Annotated in this window: 19 protein-coding genes and 1 tRNA gene; 18 read left to right on the top strand and 2 right to left on the bottom strand. The window is 64.4% G+C overall.

Annotated features, from left to right (window positions below; translation table 11 throughout):
- The first annotated feature begins 1,122 nt into the window (after positions 1-1,122).
- The 8 genes from J8N05_RS35105 (at position 1,123) to J8N05_RS35075 (ending at position 10,593) form a co-directional block, all read left to right on the top strand.
- Positions 1,123-1,638 carry a DUF4760 domain-containing protein gene (locus J8N05_RS35105; protein WP_210889811.1) on the top strand — a complete coding sequence of 172 codons (516 nt, stop codon included), beginning with the start codon at positions 1,123-1,125 and terminating at the stop codon, positions 1,636-1,638.
- A gap of 460 nt (positions 1,639-2,098) precedes the next feature.
- Entirely contained in the window at positions 2,099-2,674 is a 576-nt protein-coding gene (locus J8N05_RS35100; protein ID WP_210889810.1) for a hypothetical protein, read from the top strand.
- Positions 2,675-3,480: 806 nt separating this feature from the next.
- Positions 3,481-3,735 (top strand): Scr1 family TA system antitoxin-like transcriptional regulator, encoded by a 255-nt coding sequence (locus tag J8N05_RS48230; protein WP_407699956.1) that lies wholly within the window; start codon positions 3,481-3,483, stop codon positions 3,733-3,735.
- A 2,690-nt stretch (positions 3,736-6,425) separates the two neighbouring features.
- Positions 6,426-7,064: a hypothetical protein gene (locus J8N05_RS35095; protein ID WP_210889809.1), complete on the top strand. Its 639-nt coding sequence runs from the start codon at positions 6,426-6,428 to the stop codon at positions 7,062-7,064.
- A gap of 2 nt (positions 7,065-7,066) precedes the next feature.
- A complete protein-coding gene (locus tag J8N05_RS35090; protein ID WP_210889808.1) occupies positions 7,067-7,657 on the top strand; it encodes a hypothetical protein in 591 nt (196 codons plus the stop codon).
- 1,135 nt (positions 7,658-8,792) lie between these two features.
- Positions 8,793-9,653 (top strand): hypothetical protein, encoded by an 861-nt coding sequence (locus J8N05_RS35085; RefSeq protein ID WP_210889807.1) that lies wholly within the window; start codon positions 8,793-8,795, stop codon positions 9,651-9,653.
- The gene (locus J8N05_RS35080) at positions 9,646-10,164 is read left to right on the top strand and encodes a hypothetical protein (RefSeq protein WP_210889806.1); all 519 of its coding nucleotides are present in this window, start codon (positions 9,646-9,648) and stop codon (positions 10,162-10,164) included. Before J8N05_RS35085 ends, J8N05_RS35080 begins: the two co-directional genes overlap by 8 nt.
- Before the next feature lie 3 nt (positions 10,165-10,167).
- Positions 10,168-10,593 carry a hypothetical protein gene (locus J8N05_RS35075; protein WP_210889805.1) on the top strand — a complete coding sequence of 142 codons (426 nt, stop codon included), beginning with the start codon at positions 10,168-10,170 and terminating at the stop codon, positions 10,591-10,593.
- A 221-nt stretch (positions 10,594-10,814) separates the two neighbouring features.
- Here J8N05_RS35075 and J8N05_RS35070 read toward each other — a convergent pair whose 3' ends face one another.
- Entirely contained in the window at positions 10,815-11,555 is a 741-nt protein-coding gene (locus J8N05_RS35070; RefSeq protein ID WP_210889804.1) for a GntR family transcriptional regulator, read from the bottom strand.
- A 203-nt stretch (positions 11,556-11,758) separates the two neighbouring features.
- Here J8N05_RS35070 and J8N05_RS35065 point away from each other — a divergent pair, with 203 nt between their 5' ends.
- From J8N05_RS35065 to J8N05_RS35030, 8 genes are all read left to right on the top strand, one after another.
- A complete protein-coding gene (locus J8N05_RS35065) occupies positions 11,759-12,106 on the top strand; it encodes an SCO3933 family regulatory protein (RefSeq protein ID WP_055514377.1) in 348 nt (115 codons plus the stop codon).
- Positions 12,106-13,425, top strand: coding sequence for an FtsK/SpoIIIE domain-containing protein (locus J8N05_RS35060; RefSeq protein WP_210889803.1), 1,320 nt, complete (start codon positions 12,106-12,108; stop codon positions 13,423-13,425). The genes J8N05_RS35065 and J8N05_RS35060 overlap by 1 nt, the downstream gene beginning before the upstream one ends.
- A 12-nt stretch (positions 13,426-13,437) precedes the next feature.
- Positions 13,438-13,632: a hypothetical protein gene (locus J8N05_RS35055; protein ID WP_055514380.1), complete on the top strand. Its 195-nt coding sequence runs from the start codon at positions 13,438-13,440 to the stop codon at positions 13,630-13,632.
- Between the two features lie 32 nt (positions 13,633-13,664).
- Positions 13,665-13,829 (top strand): hypothetical protein, encoded by a 165-nt coding sequence (locus J8N05_RS35050; RefSeq protein ID WP_210890613.1) that lies wholly within the window; start codon positions 13,665-13,667, stop codon positions 13,827-13,829.
- Between the two features lie 104 nt (positions 13,830-13,933).
- Positions 13,934-14,185: a hypothetical protein gene (locus J8N05_RS35045; protein ID WP_189773495.1), complete on the top strand. Its 252-nt coding sequence runs from the start codon at positions 13,934-13,936 to the stop codon at positions 14,183-14,185.
- Entirely contained in the window at positions 14,182-15,543 is a 1,362-nt protein-coding gene (locus J8N05_RS35040; RefSeq protein ID WP_210889802.1) for a replication initiator, read from the top strand. The genes J8N05_RS35045 and J8N05_RS35040 overlap by 4 nt, the downstream gene beginning before the upstream one ends.
- Positions 15,533-15,736, top strand: coding sequence for a helix-turn-helix transcriptional regulator (locus tag J8N05_RS35035; RefSeq protein ID WP_210889801.1), 204 nt, complete (start codon positions 15,533-15,535; stop codon positions 15,734-15,736). The genes J8N05_RS35040 and J8N05_RS35035 overlap by 11 nt, the downstream gene beginning before the upstream one ends.
- Entirely contained in the window at positions 15,733-17,121 is a 1,389-nt protein-coding gene (locus J8N05_RS35030) for a tyrosine-type recombinase/integrase (protein ID WP_210889800.1), read from the top strand. The genes J8N05_RS35035 and J8N05_RS35030 overlap by 4 nt, the downstream gene beginning before the upstream one ends.
- Positions 17,122-17,381: 260 nt before the next feature.
- On the opposite strand, the gene J8N05_RS35025 is transcribed toward J8N05_RS35030, so the two are convergent.
- A tRNA-Arg gene (locus J8N05_RS35025) sits at positions 17,382-17,453 on the bottom strand.
- A 242-nt stretch (positions 17,454-17,695) separates the two neighbouring features.
- Between J8N05_RS35025 and J8N05_RS35020 the strand changes: the two genes are divergently transcribed.
- Together J8N05_RS35020 and nrtL are read left to right on the top strand one after the other, a co-directional pair.
- Positions 17,696-18,181 (top strand): response regulator, encoded by a 486-nt coding sequence (locus tag J8N05_RS35020; RefSeq protein ID WP_407699955.1) that lies wholly within the window; start codon positions 17,696-17,698, stop codon positions 18,179-18,181.
- Positions 18,182-18,271: 90 nt separating this feature from the next.
- Positions 18,272-19,426 carry an ArgS-related anticodon-binding protein NrtL gene (nrtL, locus tag J8N05_RS35015; protein WP_210889799.1) on the top strand — a complete coding sequence of 385 codons (1,155 nt, stop codon included), beginning with the start codon at positions 18,272-18,274 and terminating at the stop codon, positions 19,424-19,426.
- Positions 19,427-19,526: the final 100 nt, after the last annotated feature.

Below are 19,526 nucleotides of genomic sequence, written 5' to 3'. Positions count from 1 at the left end.
GCTTCCTCGTTTACGCCCTCAACCTAACTGCCGCGACTGGCGGTGTCGTGGGCCGGCGTTGCCGTGAAGACCAACACGGTTTCCAGCTGTGGTGATGGGGTGGCTGGGTGCGTGCGGGGGCGTTCACCTGTGTTATGGGCGGCCCGCTCACGAACTGCCCGAATCCTGGTCTCATCTGAACGGCCTTGAACGGGGATGAGACAGATACCGAGACGGACAGCGTCGAGGCCTCGACATTGATCGGACCAATGTTTCGTGACACTGATCTTGATCCGTGAGCGGGCTCCGCTACGCGCGCCTCCAACCGTCAACTCTTCGTTGCTTCCGCTGATTTGATCGAGTATACGCGGGTATAGTCGCAATACGTAGTCCACATGGGTGACTGCGGCGTCCAGCGTCATCTGACGAGTCAGAGCTGACGCAGGGCCATCGGGGGGGAGGCGACGATGGAACGTAGCACTGCTGTTTGGCGGTCTGCTTTTCGTCTGAGCCTTGGTTCTGTGATCGTTCCTCGCGAAGGCTCGGTGGTCAGATGGAAATCGCTGGTTGGGCTGTCGTTGCTGTAGGCGTCATCACGAGCGCAGTCTTCGCGCTCAGCCACGCTCTTGACCAAGTCCCCGTCGTTGCGGTGAAGGTCATCAAAGCAGTCCGAGCCATCCGCTCGGTCCGGGCTGAGCTCAGGGGACCCGTTACCTTGCCCAAGGGCGGTACATCAGCAGCTGGCGAACTGTCACCTAAGGCTCAGAGCGAGGCACCCGGCACTGACGCGTCCAAAAATCAGTGAAGCACCCGCCTGGGTCTCGTCCCACCGCCGGCTGACAGGCTCTAAGTTTGGGAGGCTCATATGCTTTGGCCTCGTCTCTCTCACTGACTTGCGGCTAAGAGTGCCTGTTCGCGAGACGGTTACCGAGTTGGTATCCGATGTTCCCCATGGTTCTCCATACGACCTGGCACGGTTCTGGCACGCCTGTCGCGCCTGCGACGGCCCTGTAATCCGGCCCTACGACCTGGTGGTTACGGCCGGGGCGGTTATTAGAGGCCGCCTGCTTGGCCCCGGCATTTGAGGTTGCTCGCGTCGTGGGCAGGGAACGGAAGGCCAAACGGTGGGAATCGGGGGACTCGGTGGAGATTGCGGCTTTGGTGGTATCGGTGATGGCGCTGGGTGTCTCCGTCCTCGTGTCCGTTCGGCAGCTGCGGCTGGCGGAACATACGAACACGCTGCCGGTTCTGGTAGATCTCTTCCGCGAACATCGCAGCATGCGCCTGGCCAGGGCCCGGGAGGTCGTGTTCGAGCAGCTGCCAGAATGGGATTTGGCCGCCGGAATGGAGGGGCTGCCGGAGGCCGAGCGGAATCTGATACGTGAACTGGCCTGGTTTTACGACAACCTGGGTGCTCTGGTCACACACGGTGTTGTCGACATCGAACCCGTTTCCGGCTACCTCGGTGGATCCGTGATCTCGGTGTGGGAACGCATGGAGCCGCTGGTACGGGTGGAGCGAGCCAAGCGGGCACAGAACGCTCTTCCAGATCCAAATCGCTGGCAAGAGTACTTTGAGAACCTCTATCACCTGGTGCGCACGATGCCGCCGCCTCAAGCCCGAGCGCAGTCCCATCTGTGGCGACTCCCTCACTCCTGACAGCTACGGGCAGGGGGCACCCGGTCGCTCCTGCCGATAAAGGGCATGCGTTCATGAACTCCGGCCGCGAGATCGGGGCCGAGACACAGTGATCCAAGAGGGCCCTCAGCATGAAAGCGCCTCTCATCCGAGTTATGTGCAGGGACGAGGAGCGCGATCATGAATTCTACTTCTTCTTGCCCTGGGTGTTGCCGGGGATCTTGGTGAGCTGGGTTTTCCCTGCTCAGAAGCGGTGGGCTCGCGCGTCTGGTGGTCGTCGTTGGTCGTCCTTGGCCGCTGTCGAGCGACCTCGGACGGCCCAGGGGCGGCCCAGCTTCGGCGCGCTCGGCTGGCGGCCGAGACCTTCCAGCCCCGTCGGCAGCAGCGGCCTGCCCGCGCTCGGCGAGCGTGCCGCCGCAGGCAGGAGGGCAGTTTGCGCGATCAGCACATTTGATCATCGTGCAAGATCGATGATGGCTAGGTGTTCAAGACTGCGCTGACGCTTATCAGCATCGCGATGCAGGTTGGCGGTCTGGTTATGGCGGCCGTTGGCCTGTCCAACACGTTCAGAGACGTCGCAGCTCCGGGCGAACGTTTCTTCGCCACTGTTCTGGCGACCGTGCTTGGAGTAGTCCGACGACTTTGGACCGGCTTCAAAAGACTCTGCCGTCGCCTCCTCGGACGCCCACGACCGACAGTGGTTCATGGCCTCGGCGCGGCAATGGAGATCAACTTCGCGGGAAGCGCTCGGGGCATCGTCACGTTCGGGCCCTTGCCTGACCCCGCACAGGACGCCGACGCCTTCAAGGCCGCGGTCGAGGAACGCCTGAATCGTGTCTTCACACTGGCCCAGGACGTGCAGTACGACCTAGGGCGAGAGACGAAAGCACGAGAACAGGAAGACCGGAAGATCGGCAACGACCTCGAGGCTCGTCTCACCGCTCGCGATGAGGAGTCGAAGCGGGCAACGATTCGTGGTTTGCGGGAGCAGACGATTGGCTTCTTCTTCGTTGCTTTCGGGCTTGTAGTGCAGAGCTACCTCGATCTGGCCTTTTGACCTTCGGCCAACGGCACTACCTCGGCCCCACACCCTCCCCAGTGCGGGAATCCTGGTGACCTGCGTTTTCGCTGTTCTGGGGGTGGCAACACATTTGCTGCGAGTGCCGGTGTTACCCGCGGCTTCCCGCCGGACCTGGCATGCGAAGGGCACAGGCCCCTTGACCACCGCTTTAGGAGTTCGATCGAGCAGCCTCCACGGAGCCCTTCTGCGGGTACGGCTGCGCCATGCGGGACTGTCCAAGGTTGCCTGTGTACGCCGTCGTTGATGTCAACTGGTGATGTCAGGTTGGGTGGCCCGATGGACGCTCAGCTCTCGGGAAGCGCGCACGTTCCCCGCGCATCCGGCCAGCGTCCATGACCCGTCAACCGGCGTACTCGCAAAGAGACAGGGTGATGTCTGCTGCCTGGCCGTCTGCGACATGGCTAGAAGCGGTACCCCGCTATAACAGACATACCGCTATGGAGGATATATCTCCCCCGAAGAAGAGGGTCCTTCGCGTTCGGACGAGCAGCCAACTACCTCTCGGGGAAAGCGTAGTTGGTTCGTAAGGCACTTCGGCACGACGGCGAGTTGCTCGGCGCCCTCACCATCCGCCGAGCAGCCGTAAGCGGTGTGCCTGGCGGCATTGAGGCCGTTAGCCTTCCAACAGACATCGCAACTGCGGCAGGACGGAGACCTCGGTGCCACAGGAAGAGCCCGGATTCCAGCGTGCACGACTGCGTGACCGCCTCAAGAAGGCGAGGGAGGCTGCGGGGTTGAAGCAGTACTAAGCAGCGGCCAAGACCAACTGGTCACCCTCAAAGGTGATTCGCATCGAGGCTGGCACCGTCGACGTGTCTGTCACCAACCTGCGGGCGCCCTTCCGCACGTGGGTCACACAGGATTTCGCGACGTATCTCGGATACGAAAGTTCCGCCGCGATCCTCCGGAACTTCGAACCCACTCTCGTTCCAGGGCCTGTGCAGACTGAGGACTACGAGAGTTGGGTGGCATTACACAGAGCGCTGGCCAGCGGCTTTCCACGAATGGCACCCAAGGCATCACGGACCCGCGCGTGACAAGACGCTAGTCATCATGTGTGCTCCTAGATGTCCGCCATCGCGTTTATATCTCGGCCCAGTATCCGGTCGCCATGCCCCTCTAGGGTGCGGGATGGACGGCGACCAACTCCGCATCAGAAACGCCCCGTTGCGGGCTTCATCGGGGTGCTCGAAATCGAAACGAAAGGCAGCACAGCACATGAGCGTAGGTGAGTGGGCGGTGGTGGCGATAGCTGCCATCGGCGGAGTAAAAATCGTCGGGTCTCAGGCAGGGGACGCGGCGGTCAAACTACTCGACAGCGCCGAAAAGGTGCGGGACAAGTACCGAAGCTTCCGAGGAAAGGAGACGCCCCCGCCTGTGGACTCCGCCCACACGCGCCAGGAACAGAAGGGTGACCAGGAGCACGAGGGGGAGCCGGCCAAACCTCCGCACCAGGCCGAGGAGAACAGGTACTCCTACCGTGCTCGCCTACGACCTCGACGTCTAAGTCCCAACAGGCCAGAGTGCTGGTCGGCCTGATGGGCACTCAAAGCTTGTCTTATCCAACCTCCGGTCGTACGCCGACTCTCCCTTCAGGGAGGAACCATCGCGCTCCTCCCCACGGGCCCACGAAAGCCCTCGCCGGCTCACCTCTCGGCGCGACGCACGACCATCCGGCACCCCCGAATCCACACCTCGCCACCCACCTCGCCCCTGCACCACTGGGGCGACCCGTGATCCACCCCATGCTCCGGCCCCACCCCGGAGCCCTGACCCTCGAACCCCTGGCCTGCACTCACTGCGGTACGCCTCTGCCCACCCAGCGGCTCGACGGGAGGTCACCCCGTGTCCCCACCTGCGGAAACACGCGACGGGACCGGGCAACAGGCTCCAACGCTCGGGGAGTTCATTACCTTGGGCGCCCTCCACGCGGGCTCTCTCCTCTAAGGTCCGAGCGTCGGGTGTTTCCAGCAGTCGGCATGACCAGCAACGGCGAGCGGGAGTCACCGCCCGCGTTCCTCCCTCGACGTCACCACGCTGACAGCCAACACCCCTGGTCACGCACGGCGCTGCTCCTTGACGTGTCAGGCCGGGTTCGCCGGGCCGCAATCAGCGTAGAAGGTAAAGGAAGGCAAGACCTCCAAGCCGATTTCGGAAACGCCCGCGCGTGAGCGGAGCCAAACCGGCTTGGCTTGGCGGAACCCTGATCTCGAACGTCCTGGACCCGCATGAGACTGAGTTCATATGACCCACACTTCCGCGCGGCATTACCGCAGGGGATAACCCGCGAGGAAGTGCCCCGGATGTGGACCAACTGTGGACTGTGGACCTGTGGACCAGGTCCACATTGATCCTGTGGCGCTCTTGCGTACATTTCCCTTAGAGCATTTAACATTATTTTTATGTATTTTCCCAGGTCAGAGCGCTTTCGATAAAAAACACATAAGTGTGGAGCTTTACCTCTCGTCAACCGCGCTAGATCCCCCAAGTGTGGACCTCGGTCCACACCTGGTCCACGCTTTTTGGGTGTGGACTGTGGACCTCAACCACATATCCACACCCTGCCTGACCAGCGGAATCCTCCTCCTGCCCGCACGGCGCGGCCCTCCTGCTCAGCTCTGACCTGATGCAATTTCTGTACACAATTCGACCACCGTTTTCCGCCGTGGCCAACGACGCAGCAGTATGTATTGAAGACGACTCATGGAACCCCAGATGCCGAACGGCCCTTGACCTATCCTTGACCCGTACGTGACCCGTCCATGAGCACGCCGAAACAATTCGGATTGCATTGCACTAGGTACGTGGGAACGGCTCAGCAGCACCACCACGCGGAGACTCACAGGAGGGTCCGACATAGCCGCGTTACCCCTGACCCCCGTGGGAACCAGACGGATCATGCCGTGCTGCACTGCGCCTTTCTATGTGCAGCCACTTCACCAGAAAATCTCTCGCCGCCAATTCGGGTGCGTGATGAAACTGCGCCCGTGAATCCTTCGTATTCCCATACGAGGAACCAAATACTCCGAAGGGTCCACAAATACCAGCAATCACCAACAAGATGATCAAACGGTGGGAAATCCCATCGAGGTCGCGACCGCCACTCCGACGCGGTCCGCGACCAGCCCCCACTACCGATGCCCGCTGCGGGCGCGGTTCGGGGTGCCCAAAATGCGAGCGAAAGGCAGCAACAGCACATGAACATGCCTGAGTGGGTCGTACCGGTGTCGACGGCTCTCGCCATCGCAGCGGTCATCACATCCCAAGCGGTCGACCAGGCCGTGAGGGTGTTTCAGGTACGGCGCAACGTGCGGGGGGATGCCGCAGTAGGGCGCCCGAAGCCGCCCCCGCCTGCGCCGGACCCTAACCCCAAGAAGCCGTTGCCCAATCCGGACCACACGCACCAGGAGCGGAAGGACGACGAGGGCGACAACGGCAAGTAGCCCCACCGCACCCATGCACCGCGGATAAGTCCCGGCCACGCCCCACGTGTGGCCGGAACCCCCGCTCGGTCCCCCACACCGTGGAGCGTGGGCGAAGATCGAGCGTACGACAGACACCTCGGGAGCCCAGCTCCGGGACGCTCCCGCGTCCACCGCGGTCTGAGCCGGCCGCTGGTCCTCGCCCTTCAGGAACCGATGGCGGCGCACGCCACCCCCACCACAACTACCGCTGAACTTCCTCAAATCCGGCATGCCGCACATGGCGGGTTGGGCATCCTGCGTTCATGTCGCTACCCGTCATCGCCATCCTCGTGGCGTCCCTGAGTGCCTGCTTTACCGCTGCCAACATGCTGGTGTCCGCAGCCACGTACCGGCGCGGGGGCCCCCGTCTCAAGCTAACCGTGGACTACTCCTCGCGCCACGGGGACCTCGATCCGTCAGACGAGACCACATGGCGGGGGTACCTCCACGTACACGTACAGAACCGGAGTGCAGCGGTCGTAGAGGTAGAAAGGGTCTACCTCCGCCCCGTTATGCCACCGCTAGCTGCCACGTTCATGGGCCGCCGTGCCTATTTTATGCAGCTTTGGCGCTTCACGGGGCTTGGCATCGTGACCCTCCTGGAAGGGGAGGACAAGCGGACGATCCCCGCATTTGGGGGCGCACGATGGGTCCTCAATGAGGGCTTCACTGTGATGGCACGCCCCGACAAGTGGATGGCCCGGCTTCTGGCATTTCGCGTTGAGGCCATGCTTACCAATGGACTTGAAGCGCACAGCCGTCCCATGCTCTACCTCACAACGAAGCGCTACAACGGAGGTGTTCACCAGGACATGACTCGGCTCAACGAGGCGGTGCGCGGGCGTAGGCTTCCAGCCACCCTGGATGACGCTCTGCGGGAGCTAGAGGGGGAGGCGGAGTAGGCATGGCGGCTGACTGGTGGGCTCGTGGTATTGCCTTGGGTGCCGGATTAGCAACCACCGTCAACGCTGCGATCACGTTGAAAAACTATCGACGCGCCCGACCCCGCATGATCGTGCAGTGTAAATACAGGACTATGGGTAACGAGATCGACCTTACGGTGACGCTGAAGAATGAAGGGGCAACACCGCTGTACCTGGAACAGGTCGGCATAGTCGTGGTCGAATTATCTACGTCTCCACCCCGTAAGCGCGGATATCGCTGGCACCGCAGGTCATGCGAACCAACGATAGCGCCGTGGAGCATATCGATAGATCTTGAAAAGCGACATGCAAAGGTGCTTCATGCCTTCAATGCCATCGAATGGTATTTTCGCATACCCATCGACAGGGAACTGTACGATTGGTTCCGAGAGATGGACGATGACGGACGGAAGACATACATGCGCGTTCGGGTCCCCCTGCCGCACCTTCCCATTACCGCGATGCTGACCAGCAACGTGATGGAGGGGCCCGACATATGGCTACTGAACCTCGCCCGTACGGACCCTGATGACGAGAACGAGCTGCCGCCGGGTAAAGACCCGTGGCTGTGAAGTAGATCCCACGGCCGAGCGGAGTCAGGAAGGGGTCGAGTCGGCAACGCGCTGAACGGTCGCTGTGCGACCGCTCATTTTTCGCTGGTTAAGAATCAAGCGGCACCGCTGCTAGCCACCGCAAAGCAGCCTGCACAACAAAGCACCCCCGAGAAGAGCCAGCCACCAACCTCCGGACCGACCATGCTGGCACGCAGACACCATCACGCACCGCACGAACCTGAAATCCCTCACCCAGCCGTCTTGCACCGTGCGACCACGGACGATGGAATCGCTATAGGCGAGTCATGAGCTGTCTTCTTGCCCTGGGTCTTGCCGGGGATCTTGGTGAGCTGGGTTTTTGCTGTTCAGGGGCGGTGAGATCGTGCGCCTCGTGGTTGTCGTTGGTTGTCATTGGCCACTGGTGAGCGGCCTTGGACGGCACAGAAACGGCTCAGCGTCGCTGCACCTGACTGACGGCCGGCGCCCTCTATGCGCCCCGTCCGAACCTCAGCCGACGACAGTCAGCCACGACGGCGGGTGCGCCGAAGGACCACGCACGCGTGTGTCTCGCTGCACCCGCACCGGGGCTTAGCCACGCCGTCAATACCGTCTACCAGGGCAACCCGCGACGGCCGACCCGTGACTGCGGCGCCGGAGGACTTCGTGGCGGTCGAGGCGTGCGGCGCGTACGTACTGGAGTGGACGGCGCAGGCACCTGGTGGGTGGTCAACTGGTTCCATGGTTTTCCCCGTGGTTCACGCTCGATCTGCACCAAACCTCCTCGCCCAACCCGTCTCTCCAATGGAGACTGAGCAATCCTGAAAGCTGTCGTAGCAACGATGCCACCGTGGTACATAGCACACCGCCTCCGCGCTGAGAGCAGTGTGAACAGTCTCTGACCTGCAGTGTTGTTCAGAGGCCATTGTTGTGTCCAGCCGCGGGACTGTCTGGTGTTCGCGATGGGCCCGTCCGGCCGGGCACGTATTGGTCACGGCCCATACGACTGTGCGCCAAACGGCTCTGATGCTGCCGAGCCGCATCACGTCCCGTGACTCCGGCGGGCTGCCGCGCAGGGGCACGAGGGGCACCCACCGTTCAACTCTCCACTCGGCAGTTGTCAACCTGTGGCCCACCTTCGGGAACAACTATCAGGATGACCACCTCTGAACAGGGGTTGTTGATCTACGCTCCCGGATATCATCAGTTCATGGTGAGTTGGCCGCAGGCCGTGGCGAGGGTAAACGCAAGTTCGCCAGATAATCTAGACCTACAGTCTCAACGCTTTTCTTTTCGAAGGGGGGCACCAATCGTGATTACAGGAAACTCCGGGGCGGGCAAGACGGAGATCTGGTCCCAAATAACAAGGCGGCCCGCTGGGCCGGGGATGAGCGTAAGTACAGACGATGGCTATATTATTCGACGGAACAAGAAGGCTCATTCAGTAACCACTATCCCCGGGCAAGTGAGTAAGGATCGCGATTATGCAATGAATCTGATGTTCGGCGAATCGACCCTTCTCGAAGGAGTGGTGTTCGTTGCATGTAATGGATATGATCACATCTGGAGTAATTCAGACGTAGTTGCGAGCGCGCTGGACCCGTTTGACCTGCAAACGCTGCGTGCCCGCAACAAGAGGCACGAGTTGGCCAGCTTCGACGAAGTCTGCAAAGCAATCACAAAAAAGAGAATGTTAGCTCCGGCAGAGTATCAACCAAAGTGGCTACTTGTGCTGGCAAATAAGGTCGATCTGTACTGGGGGGAAGTTGATGACGCGCGAAGATATTACCAAATTGGCCCCGATAGCGAATTCGGCCTCAGGGCGCAAGAGCTTTTAGGTGACCTGGGAGCGATTTCCCTGCAGTATCATACTCTTCCGATTGCCGCCAAAGCAAAATCGTATGAATTCCATTCTTCCCGTGGGTCTTTCAATGCGGCAAGTCAATTGACAAATTCTCAGTGCAACTCCTCGCTGCGATGTCTGATTGATACCCTCGGAGGACTGTGGAATGAATAGGCGTCAAGGGGACGGAGCGGCCCGGCGGGTCGGTGACAGCCGTGCGGCTAGGTGGAATCTGAGTGACGGTGAGGAGCTAGAGCGTGCACTTCGCTCCGCTGAACATCTTCTGGCTCAGGCGGAGGAGCGCAAGCGGCATGAGAACAACCGGACGTTCGCTACGCTCTCAGTAATCGCGGGAACAGTTTTTTCGCTGGCCGCCTCATTGGTTGCTGTAGCGGAACTAATCACCTTCTCGAACACTGGCAGCAGGGTTTTCGCTACTATCACGCCTGTAGTTGTCTCTGTAAGCGTAATCGTCACCTCGGTCATCTCCCTCCTTAGGGATCGGCGCGAACTGGAGGATGAGTATCCGATGCGCCTTGCTACACAAATCGCCTCCATGGTGGCCGAGACGATGCTAGATGTTGCAGAGAGGGAAGACTGGAGCTATTTCAGACTAGAAGTCACGAAATTGCGCCTGTCCGCCTTTCCGTTGATTGACCGTCCTCGCAATTTTGGTGGGCGGTGAAGTGTGACTGATTCAAGCCAAAGGGCAGCAGGTTGGTATCTAATTATTGTCGCGCTTGCTGCAGATATCTTGAGCATCCTCGGTTTCGCCGGATTTAAGGCCAACTTTCTCGCCGGAATCCTTCTGGTGGGCTTTCTGTCTGCCGCCGGAATTGTTGCATCCGGCATCACTTTGGTGAAGTCAAGCAGGCTCTGGCTGTCTCCGCGGGGAAGTTATTACCCGCCTACTTACCATGTGAGGCAAGTGTTTGTGGGTGCAGCTTCGCTGGTTGTATCTGTCGTCCTGGCTGTAGCTTTTATTACGGTCATAATTGACTCCAAAGACGGCGGAAAGAAACAAGATAAGACTCACGTTGGTAACGCGCTTCTGATGCCTTCTCCGGATTTCGGCGACCCTGGTTCTCGCGAGCTCACGTATAGCCAGGGATGAGTCCAAGTGTGTCTTGGTCGTTTGTTACCGCGCTGACGAGCCCCAGCCACGATGTGCCCCTCCCTACGGCATGCGGCTGCATCCTTTCGCGGCGCGGGCGCCGGCCGGGCTGGAGCGGGGCGGAGACAGGAGCGCAGGCCCGGCCGGGGGCCGGGCCGCGTGCGGGGAGCGGAGCGAGCCGCCTTGATGATGTAGAGAAAGTCTGAGCCAGCTGCAGCTCGCTACAGCCTGAACGAGAGCTCCAACTCATCGCCCGGCAAGTGGAACTCCTCCAATGCCAAGGGATTATCTGTCTCCGTGAGCGTCACTCGGAGGACGTGTAGAAGCGGAACTCCGTCCGAGAGCCGGAGGGCCTGAGCCTGGTCCGGCAAGGGCATGCGTGTGCGGATGTACTCCGTGAAGTGGAGTTCGTGGCCCAGCTCGGCGAGCGCGTTGTAGAGGTCCGGTGCCGGCGGCGGGGCCTCCTCCTCGTACATAGTGTCGAGAAGCACCGAGAACGGCACGTACGTCCGGTGGAGCTGGCGCAAGTGGCCCTGGTCCGCGGTCTGTAGGGCGTCGTACGTGAACATCGGCTCGCCCGGCGGGATGCGGAGCAGATCCGCCAGGGCCAACGGGGCGTCGGTGCGGGTGGCTACGGGGGGCTCGGCGTCCGTCCAGCGGAGGCCGTCGGCTTCGGCGTAGCGGCCGTCCGTGGTCCGGCGTACGCCGCGCGGGCGTGTGTGGCTGGGGCGGCCGTGGGGGGAGCGGGCGAACGTACCGCGGCCCATGATGGCCTCGACTAGACCCGACGCCCGGAGTTCTGTGAGTCCTTGGCGCACCGTTGGGCGCGTCACCCCGAACTGCTTCGCCAACGACTCCTCGGACGGGAGCGGTTGGCCGGCCGGGTAGGTGCCGTTCAGGATGCCTTCGCGCAGGTAGTCGGCGATCTGCCGGTACTTCGGCTGCGTGTTCTTCGGCGGCATGTGGGGCCCTCCGTGGCCGTGACCTCTGCGGTTGTGCGTTTCCGTAGACAGCTTGTCCACGGTCGTGAACAGCTTCGCTCATCACTAGACGGTTGACAACCCGTACTACGGGTGGTCACTCTTGTTCTCGTCACCCGTAGTACGGGTGGTATAGCAGCCCGAAGGGTTGGCCTTCGGGTGCCAGAGATGAGGAGATCCGAACAGTGGCAAGCCTTCCGATCGACACCGCGAAGTTCACGGGGATCATCTGTGCCGTTCCCCCTGCTCCGCGGGTTGCCAACCGTGAGACCGGTCAGCTTCGCGTTGACCGTGAGACCGGGAAGACCGTGTACCAAGTCGGCCTCTGCCTGATGGCGGGAGGTTCCGCGGACGTCGTGAACGTGAGCGTCGCCGGGGAGCCGGTCGGCATTCAGCTCGGTATGCCGGTGGCCGTGCGGGACCTGGTCGCCACTCCCTGGGAGAACGACGGGCGGCACGGCGTCGCCTTCCGTGCCGCGGAGATACGGCCCCTGAGCGCTCCCACTTCGGCGGGGAAGGGGGCTGCACAGTGATGATCCTGGCTTCCGCGTCCTCGGGCCGGGAAACCTGGCCGAGTTGGGTTCTACTGGTGGCCACAGTGCTGGTGTCGGGCCTGTTCATCACAGGCCCGGTCCTGCGCCGCCGCTACCCGTTGGCCTGGTGGCTGTTACTCGGCTTCCCGGCCACCGCCCTCCGGGTGATGTACACCTGGCGAGCTCTGATGGCCGGGTGCGGACTGGCTGTCAGCCGTCGGCCGGCACTGACCGTGGTGTCCGGGCTCGTCGGCAACGGGGCACCTCCGCCTCAGCCGCGTGTGCCCCGGCGCGGTCTCGTACGGCCGACCGCCGGCGGGTTCTGGCTGCTGGTACGGCTGTTACCGGGGCAGGTGCCCGAGGACTTCGTCAAGGCGGCTCCTGCCATGGCGGAGGACTGGCAGGTTCACGCGGTGCGCGTGACCTCCTGGAAGCCGGGGACCGTGCGCGTCGCCGCCTCGGTGTGCGATCCGTTGGCGGCTCCTCGGGTGCCGAAGCAGCGCGGGCCCGGTCGTCTGCTCCGCGTAGCGGTGGGCGTGTTGGAGACCGGTACCGCGTGGGTGCTCGATCTGCGGCGCATACCGCACTGGCTGATCGTCGGAGCCACCCGTTCCGGCAAGTCGACGCTCATCAACGCACTCGTGGCGGGCCTCGCTCCGCAGCCCGTCGCGCTGGTCGGCATCGACTGCAAGGGCGGCATGGAACTGTCCCTCTACGAACCGCGGCTGTCCGCCCTCGCGACCAACAGGGAGCAGGCGGTCCAACTGCTCACCGCACTCGTAGACCTCACCCTCGACCGCATGACCGTCTGCCGGGCGGCTCGCGTCCGCAATATCTGGGGCCTACCCGACAAGGAGCGTCCGGTCCCTGTCGTCGTGATCGTCGACGAGATCGCGGAACTCTTCCTCGTCTCCAGCCGGAACGAGAAGGACGAAGCGCAGGCGGCCGGTACGGCGCTGATCCGTCTCGCTCAGCTTGGCGCGGCCCTCGGAGTCTTCCTCGTCGTCGCCGGTCAACGTGTCGGTTCCGACCTGGGACCCGGTGTCACCGCCCTGCGAGCACAGCTCGGCGGCCGGGTGTGTCACCGAGTGGCCGACCCCGGTACGGCAGAGATGGCGCTCGGCGACCTCAACCCCGACGCGCTCAAGGCGGCGCAGGCCATCACCCCCGAACAGGCCGGCACAGCCGTTCTCGCCTCCGGCGACGGCTGGGAACGCGCCCGGTCGCACCTGATCACGGAGGTGGAGGCGGAAGCCGTCGCAGCCGAGTACGCGCACCTGACCCCCGTGCTCTCCGAGCTGCACGTCGAAGCGTCGTGAAAGGGGCCTGTCGTGCTGGTGTCCATGTCCGCCGTGCTGCTGCTCGGCCTGCTGATCTGGTTCCTCCTGCGCATCCGCTATCTGCGGTGGGCCGATGCGCTGATCTGCGGAACCTTCGGCTTCCTGCTCTCCCGGACCGTGGCCGCGCCGTTCGTCCAAACGCTCCTCGACGGCGTGAACGGCTTCCTCGGCCAACTCCGCTTCTGAACAAACCCGCTGATCCGAGAAAGGGATCTCCCGTGTCCGACTACGTCATCCGCTCCGGTGACCGCGCCGCCTCCCTGGCCGGCCTGCGGGAGCTGGTCGACTTCCCGACCGCTAATCCTTCGGTCCTCTTACCGCGGCACGCGTCCGTGCCCGTTCTGGTCGACGCCGTTGGGGTGCCGCCCGAGGAGTGGCAGTGACCGCCCGTACGACGGGCTCCCGACGGGGCGCGAAGTCGCCAAACCCGACCCCGTCAGGAACCCACTCCATCCGCCACATGAGCAGTGAAAGGAGCACTCACACTTTGTCCACCGCGCATCGTTCGCGCAAATCCCCTCACCCGGACTGCGAGTTGAGGGAGAAGGAACGGCCGACCTGCGTAGGACGGGAACAGATCGTCCTCGTCGGGCTCGACGGCTTCGAGCAACACCTGTGCCCGGCGCATGCCGCCGCACTCTGGCTCACCGATCCGACACTCAGGTTCAGCGCCAAGACTCGACCGCAGGGGATCACTGCCGTGATGTGGCAGGCGTTCGGGGGCGGTGATCGGCGATGACCGCACTTCTCCCGAAGAACCTTGACGCCCTGGTCGCCAGGGCGTCGGAGCCCGACTTCGCGGTCTGGCGACGGAACATCGTCCGCCTCGGCGGCTGCACCAACCCGATTCACCTGGTCGGCGGAGCAACCGTCTTCGACACGACTACCGGCGAGGCACTGTTCTCGTACGAGTCGGACGTCTACGGGGGTCGGCTGCTGACGGCGTGCGGTAACCGGCGAGCGACTGTCTGCCCGACCTGCTCCCGGCTCTACCGAGCAGACACGTATCAGCTGATCCGGGCCGGACTTGTTGGCGGCAAGAACGTCACGGAGGACGTGAGCGGGCACCCTCGGGTTTTCGCCACCCTGACGGCTCCCGGCTTCGGCCCTGTCCACACTCGTCGTGAACGCGACGGACAGGTACGAGCCTGCCGTCCGAGGAGGCCGGGGGAGTGCTGCCGACACGGTTCGCCGGGCGGCTGCCATGAGCGGCATACAGCTGACGATTCCCGGCTCGGTGAACCGCTCTGCCCGCGCTGCTACGACTACGCCGGGGCCGTGCTCTGGCAGGCGCACGCCGGGCAACTCTGGCACCGCTTCGGGCTGGAGCTGCGCCGCGAGATCGCCCGGAGGGTCGGGCTGTCCCGTACGGAGATCAGCGAGGCTGTGAGGTTGTCGTACGCGAAGGTTGCCGAGTATCAGCGGCGCGGCTTGGTCCACTTCCATGCCGTAATCCGCCTCGATGGCCCGGACGGACCGGCCTCGGTCCCGCCTGGCTGGGCGACGACGAGCCTCCTGGCGGAGGCCGTGCGGACGGTCGTCGTGCGGGTGCGGCTCGTCGCTCCCGGCGCGGAGGTCGTCGGTCCTCGGGTGCTGAGGTTCGGTGAACAGGTCGACGTGCGCCCCATCGCGGCGTTCGGTGCGGGGGAACGGCTGGCCTCGGCTGCTGTCGCGGGCTACATCGCCAAGTACGCGGCCAAGGGAGCGGAGTCCGCCGGCGCGGTGGACGGCCGGGTTCACCACGCGCGGGACCTGGTCATGCTGCCGGTACGGGCCCACGTACTCCGCCTGATCAGCACCTGCTGGTGGCTCGGCGGCCTGCCCCCGTTCGAACCTCTCGGCTTACGACGCTGGGCGCACATGCTCGGCTACGGCGGCCACTTCTCCACCAAGTCACGCCGCTACTCCACCACCCTGACCGCACTCCGTCGAGCCCGTGCAGATCACCGTGCGGAGGAACAGAGGACGGCTCTCGGTATCGGCGAACGGCCAACCGTCACGGTCAGCCAGTGGCGCTACGCCGGGCGCGGCTACTCGCCGGAGGCCGCGCTCCTGGCCGTGTCGGTGCGGGAGAGCGGTGATCCTCATGGCGCGTGAGAAGCCGGCCGAACTGCTCACCGTGCGGCAGGTGCTCGACGAACTGGGCGGGATCTCCCGGCGCACCTTCTACCGCTGGCGGGAGCTGCGCATCGCCCCGCGCTGCATCCGGTTGCCCAACGGCGAGTTACGGGTCCGGCGAGACGTGCTCAACGACTGGTTGGACAAGCGTGCGGAGGGGGCCGCGTCGTGAAGTCGTACAAGGTTGTGATCTGGAAACTGAGTATCAACCGCTCCGCCAAGAAACCGACCTACCTCGTTCGCTGGTCCGTGGACGGTGAGCCGTTCCACGAGTCGCACAAGACAAAGGCGCTCGCGGACCGCTTCCGGGCCAAGCTCCTCCGTGCCGCTGACAAGGGCGAACCGTTCGACACAGTCACCGGTCTGCCCGACTCGCTTCGCGGAGGGAAGGCAGCGCTGTCGTTTCTCGACCTGGCGCGGAGGTACGTGGAAGCGCGCTGGGCGGAAGCGTCAGCGAAGCAACGGGACAGCATGACTGATGCCTTGGCGACGGTCGTTCCCCTCCTCGTGAAGCCGGGGAGAGGGCGACCCACTCCCGAGGTGCTGCGGCGGGCGCTGCGCTCGTATGTTCTGCCGGTTCCTCGTAGGGAGCGGGAGCGGCCAGAGGAGATCGCGGCAGCCGTTCGGTGGATCGAAAAGGCCTCGCTTCCTGTCGGGGAGTTGCAGGAGATCGGCCGAGTGCATGAGCTGATCGACGGGTTGGGCCGGAGGCTGGACGGCAAGCCCGCGGCAACCCAGACGTATCGTCGGCGCAGGGCGGTCGCCTTCAACACGCTGGAATACGCTGTGGAGTTGGAACACCTGCCCTCCAACCCGCTGAGTCGGGTGCGGCGTAAGCGGGGCAAGAGTGCGGTGCAGGAAGTTGACCGTCGGGTGGTGGTCAACCCTCGGCAGGCTCGGGAACTGCTGACCGCCCTCACCTACGTCGGCGGCTACGACCGTGCGAGCGGGCGGCGGCTGAAGGCGTTCTTCGGGTGCCTGTACTACGCGGCCATGCGGCCGGGCGAGGCGCTGGGACTCCGCCGTTCCGACTGCACGCTTCCGGCATCCGGCTGGGGTCGGATCGAGCTGACGGAGACCCGTCCCACGGCTGGGAAGGCGTGGACAGACTCCGGCGAGGCTCATGACCGGCGCGGCCTGAAGCAGCGAGCGCGCGGCGAAGTGCGCATCGTGCCGATACCGCCTCCGCTGGTGGCACTGCTGCGTGAGCACCTGAAGGAGTTCGGTACAGCCACTGATGGCCGGCTGTTCTCCAGCGAACGAGGAAACGTGATCGCGGCCTCGTCGTACTCCCGGGCGTGGAAGCAGGCTCGGGAGCTGGCGCTCGTACCGCACCAGGTGTCGTCGGTTCTGGCCTTCCGTCCGTACGACCTGCGTCACGCGGGCGTCTCCCAGTGGCTCAACTCCGGCGTACCCGCCCCGGAAGTCGCGGCGCGTGCCGGTCACTCGGTCGACGTCCTGCTGAAGATCTACGCCAAGTGCATCGACGGCCAGGAGCAGGAGATGAACGACCGGATCCTGAAGGGTCTGGGGGAGGGGGTCGACACCGAACACTGACCGACAGGCCCCTCACGCGAGCCCCGGAGTGATCCGGGGCTTTCGTCGTGTCGGAGGTGTGTCGGAAAGCTACGCTCAAGGGGGCGGCAAAGGGCCATTGACCTGCAAGAAGGGTCGCCAAGGTCATTACGTCGTCATTACGTGATCACTGGCAAACGGCTGCTTTCGGCGGCACCTGCCTGCACACGTCTGTAGATACGCGAAGACCCCGTCCTCAGCGAAACCGCTGATGGCGGGGTCTTTAGGCACCTAATACAAGGTGCCCCCGGCAGGATTCGAACCTGCGCACACGGCTCCGGAGGCCGTTGCTCTATCCCCTGAGCTACGGGGGCGTGTCGGGCGCTGTGGTTGCGGCGACGGGTTGAACACTACCAGCTCTCTCCGGGTGTTCATGAACGGATTTCGGGGGGTGGGGAGGCGGTGTCCGGGGTTCGTTGGATCTTGGTTGGAGTCGGGGCGGGTGCGACGCCGGGCCGCGGCCCGGCATCCCCCGCGTGGGGTGGAAGTAGGGAAAAGCCGGACGCGAACCCGCGCGCCGACCTACTCTCAAGTTGTGCCAGGCGCGTCGGGTCGGGTGCTTGTTGTGGACGACAACAAGGTCATCCGGCAGCTGATCAGGGTCAACCTCGAACTGGAGGGTTTCGAGGTCGTGACCGCGGCTGACGGTGTCGAGTGCCTGGACGTCATCCACCAGGTGCGCCCCGATGTCGTCACCCTCGACGTGGTCATGCCCCGGCTCGACGGGCTGCGTACCGCCGCCCGGCTCCGGGCCGATCCGCGTACCCGTGACCTCCCGCTCGCCATCATCAGCGCCTGCACCCAGTACGAGGTCGAGAGCGGCCTCGACGTCGGCGTCGACGCCTTCCTCTCCAAGCCCTTCGAGCCCACGGACCTGGTCCGCCTCGTACGACAGTTGCGGGAGCGGCGGCGGGAACGGCGGGAGACCGCCGACAGCGGTGTCGGCGGGGCCTCCGGCAGCGGGACTGGTTCGTCGTTCGACAGTGCCGAGAGTCTGTACGGGCCCGGCGGGCCCGAGCGTGCCGGCCGTACCGGCAGCTGAGCAGCACGCTGAGAAGGCAAGCGTCCATATGCCGGACCTTCGCCCAAACCCATTCGCCTACCCACCCCCCTCCTCCCCTACGCTTGCCCCGTGACCCCCGTCGAGCTCTCCAGCACCGTGGTGCGCGCCGTGCGCCGTGCCGTGGACGACGGTGAGCTGGTCGTGGCCGTTCCGGAGCGCGCCCAGGTCGTGCCGCCCGGGCCCGGCGGGCGTGGCGATTACGCCACCAATGTCGCCCTCCAGCTGGCCCGTCCCGCCGGTCGGCCGCCGAAGGAGGTCGCCGAGATCCTGCGGCCCCACCTGAGTGGAGTGGCGGGCGTCGCGCGCGTCGACATCACCGGGCCCGGGTTCCTCAACATCACCCTCAAGGGCCGGGAGGCCGCCCTCGTCGCCGAGATTCTGCGGCGCCGCGAGCGGTACGGGTACGTCGACGGGCCTACCGGGCAGGTCGTCCAGCTGCGTTACCCCTGCAGCGAAGTGCGCGCCGCCGTCACCGGGCAGGTCCTCGCCCGGATTCTGCGGTCCCGGGGCGTCCTCGTCCGAACCACCTGTACCACCTGTACCACCTGTACCGCCTGTACCGCCCGTACCGCCGGTGCCGTTTCCGCCTCCTGCGAGGCCGCGGAGGTCGTGGAGGCCGCGGAGGACGCGCTCGACCCCGCCTGGGCCCGCACCCTCGGCGTCACCGTCGAGGCCGCCCAAGGCCCGCCCGAAGCGCCTGCGCCCACGTCCGCGCCCCTCGAAGTCGATCTCCTCCCCGTGCCCGCCGGCCAGGACCCCACCCCCCTCGGCCGTGACGCCGGCCGCTGGGCGCTGCTCCATCCCGCGGCCCACGATCACCCCCGCATCACCGACGAGCACCTCGTCCAGCGGGAGAGCAACCCCCTCTTCCGCGTCCGGTACGCGTACGCCCGCGCGAAGGCCCTCGGCCGCAACGCCGCCGCCCTCGGATTCGCCGCCGTTCCCGGGGACCACGTCAGTGTTCCCGGCCCTCTCCTCGACGCCCTCGACGCCTACCCCCACGCCCTCGCCGCCGCAGCGCGCCACCGCGCGCCCGACCGGGTCGCGCGGCATCTCGTCACCGTCGCCGACGCGCTGCTCGCCTTCCAGCACACCGTGCTCCCGCTGGGGGACGAGAAACCCTCGGCCGCCCACCGTTCCCGGCTCGCGCTCGCCGAAGCCGCCGGGACGGTGCTGGCCGGCGGCCTGTCCCTGCTCGGCATCGACGCACCGACACATCTCTGAGCTGAGCTGAGCTGAACAGACCTGACCTGACCTGATCTGATCTCATTGCTTTGATCCGGTCTGATCCCGTCTGATTCGATTCGATCCGAGATCTTCTAGG

It is taken from the genome of Streptomyces liliiviolaceus (genome assembly GCF_018070025.1).
In the GTDB taxonomy this organism is placed as follows: domain Bacteria; phylum Actinomycetota; class Actinomycetes; order Streptomycetales; family Streptomycetaceae; genus Streptomyces; species Streptomyces liliiviolaceus.
Note: the sequence above shows the minus strand (reverse complement) of the source record. Positions and strands in the feature narration are given on the sequence as shown.